2 rRNA genes are annotated in these 3,285 nt (G+C 51.8%); both read right to left on the minus strand.

The annotated features are described in order from the left end of the window. Window positions 1-26: 26 nt before the first annotated feature. Window positions 27-142 (minus strand): 5S ribosomal RNA (rrf, locus tag E3U47_RS24700). A gap of 130 nt (window positions 143-272) precedes the next feature. After that, window positions 273-3,164: ribosomal RNA gene (locus E3U47_RS24705) — 23S ribosomal RNA — on the minus strand. Window positions 3,165-3,285: the final 121 nt, after the last annotated feature.

Below are 3,285 nucleotides of genomic sequence, written 5' to 3' on the forward strand. Positions count from 1 at the left end.
CGCAGATAGGGGTTTTGCGAAATGAATCTTGACGATGACCTACTCTCACATGGGGAAGCCCCACACTACCATCGGCGATGCATCGTTTCACTACTGAGTTCGGGATGGGATCAGGTGGTTCCAATGCTCTATGGTCGTCAAGAAATTCGGTTGCCGTGAATGCCTTGCAGCACTCTCAGCCAATTCGGATATGTGAATTTGTGGCCTTACGAATCTTCGGGTCTTTCGTCTTCACCACCACAATCTGCGTAAGCAAATTGCTTGGGTGTTATATGGTCAAGCCTCACGGGCAATTAGTATTGGTTAGCTCAACGCCTCACAGCGCTTACACACCCAACCTATCAACGTCGTAGTCTTCGACGGCCCTTCAGGGGATTCAAGATCCCAGTGAGATCTCATCTTGAGGCAAGTTTCCCGCTTAGATGCTTTCAGCGGTTATCTCTTCCGAACATAGCTACCCGGCAATGCCACTGGCGTGACAACCGGAACACCAGAGGTTCGTCCACTCCGGTCCTCTCGTACTAGGAGCAGCCCCTCTCAAATCTCAAACGTCCACGGCAGATAGGGACCGAACTGTCTCACGACGTTCTAAACCCAGCTCGCGTACCACTTTAAATGGCGAACAGCCATACCCTTGGGACCGGCTTCAGCCCCAGGATGTGATGAGCCGACATCGAGGTGCCAAACACCGCCGTCGATATGAACTCTTGGGCGGTATCAGCCTGTTATCCCCGGAGTACCTTTTATCCGTTGAGCGATGGCCCTTCCATACAGAACCACCGGATCACTAAGACCTACTTTCGTACCTGCTCGACGTGTTTGTCTCGCAGTCAAGCGCGCTTTTGCCTTTATACTCTACGACCGATTTCCGACCGGTCTGAGCGCACCTTCGTACTCCTCCGTTACTCTTTGGGAGGAGACCGCCCCAGTCAAACTACCCACCATACACTGTCCTCGATCCGGATAACGGACCTGAGTTAGAACCTCAAGGTTGCCAGGGTGGTATTTCAAGGATGGCTCCATGAGAACTGGCGTCCCCACTTCAAAGCCTCCCACCTATCCTACACAAGCAAGCTCAAAGTCCAGTGCAAAGCTATAGTAAAGGTTCACGGGGTCTTTCCGTCTAGCCGCGGATACACTGCATCTTCACAGCGATTTCAATTTCACTGAGTCTCGGGTGGAGACAGCGCCGCCATCGTTACGCCATTCGTGCAGGTCGGAACTTACCCGACAAGGAATTTCGCTACCTTAGGACCGTTATAGTTACGGCCGCCGTTTACCGGGGCTTCGATCAAGAGCTTCGCTTGCGCTAACCCCATCAATTAACCTTCCGGCACCGGGCAGGCGTCACACCCTATACGTCCACTTTCGTGTTTGCAGAGTGCTGTGTTTTTAATAAACAGTCGCAGCGGCCTGGTATCTTCGACCGGCATGGGCTTACGGAGCAAGTCCTTCACCCTCGCCGGCGCACCTTCTCCCGAAGTTACGGTGCCATTTTGCCTAGTTCCTTCACCCGAGTTCTCTCAAGCGCCTTGGTATTCTCTACCTAACCACCTGTGTCGGTTTGGGGTACGGTTCCCAGTTATCTGAAGCTTAGGAGCTTTTCTTGGAAGCATGGCATCAACCACTTCGCGCTCTAATGAGCACTCGTCATCAGCTCTCGGCCTTGAGATCCCGGATTTGCCTAAGATCTCAGCCTACCACCTTAAACTTGGACAACCAACGCCAAGCTGGCCTAGCCTTCTCCGTCCCTCCATCGCAATAACTGGAAGTACAGGAATATTAACCTGTTTTCCATCGACTACGCTTTTCAGCCTCGCCTTAGGGACCGACTAACCCTGCGTCGATTAACGTTGCGCAGGAAACCTTGGTCTTTCGGCGTGCGAGTTTTTCACTCGCATTGTCGTTACTCATGTCAGCATTCGCACTTCTGATACCTCCAGCAAGCTTCTCAACTCACCTTCACAGGCTTACAGAACGCTCCTCTACCGCGTCATCAAAGATGACACCCGTAGCTTCGGTGCATGGTTTGAGCCCCGTTACATCTTCCGCGCAGGCCGACTCGACTAGTGAGCTATTACGCTTTCTTTAAAGGATGGCTGCTTCTAAGCCAACCTCCTAGCTGTCTAAGCCTTCCCACATCGTTTCCCACTTAACCATGACTTTGGGACCTTAGCTGACGGTCTGGGTTGTTTCCCTTTTCACGACGGACGTTAGCACCCGCCGTGTGTCTCCCATGCTCGGCACTTGTAGGTATTCGGAGTTTGCATCGGTTTGGTAAGTCGGGATGACCCCCTAGCCGAAACAGTGCTCTACCCCCTACAGTGATACATGAGGCGCTACCTAAATAGCTTTCGAGGAGAACCAGCTATCTCCGAGCTTGATTAGCCTTTCACTCCGATCCACAGGTCATCCGCTAACTTTTCAACGGTAGTCGGTTCGGTCCTCCAGTCAGTGTTACCTAACCTTCAACCTGCCCATGGATAGATCGCCCGGTTTCGGGTCTATACCCAGCGACTAAAGCGCCCTATTAAGACTCGCTTTCGCTACGCCTCCCCTATTCGGTTAAGCTCGCCACTGAATATAAGTCGCTGACCCATTATACAAAAGGTACGCAGTCACCTAACAAGTAGGCTCCCACTGCTTGTACGCATACGGTTTCAGGTTCTATTTCACTCCCCTCTCCGGGGTTCTTTTCGCCTTTCCCTCACGGTACTGGTTCACTATCGGTCAGTCAGTAGTATTTAGCCTTGGAGGATGGTCCCCCCATGTTCAGACAAAGTTTCTCGTGCTCCGTCCTACTCGATTTCACTGGCAAGAGATTTTCGTGTACGGGGCTATCACCCACTATGGCCGCACTTTCCAGAGCGTTCCACTAATCTCAAACCAGCTTAAGGGCTGGTCCCCGTTCGCTCGCCACTACTAAGGGAATCTCGGTTGATTTCTTTTCCTCAGGGTACTTAGATGTTTCAGTTCCCCTGGTTCGCCTCTTGCACCTATGTATTCAGTACAAGATACTCAGCTTATGCTGAGTGGGTTCCCCCATTCAGAGATCTCTGGATCACAGTCTGTTTGCCGACTCCCCAAAGCTTATCGCAGGCTACCACGTCTTTCATCGCCTCTGACTGCCAAGGCATCCACCGTATGCGCTTCTTCACTTGACCATATAACCCCAAGCAATCTGGTTATACTGTGAAGACGACATTCGCCGAAAATTCGTACGTTGCGCTTTCGCGCAGAACTCACAAATTTTACCTTAGCCTGAATAACCAGCAGTGAAACTGG

Origin of the sequence: Pseudomonas sp. RIT623 (assembly GCF_004519305.1) — a bacterium.
Classification (GTDB): Bacteria; Pseudomonadota; Gammaproteobacteria; order Pseudomonadales; family Pseudomonadaceae; genus Aquipseudomonas.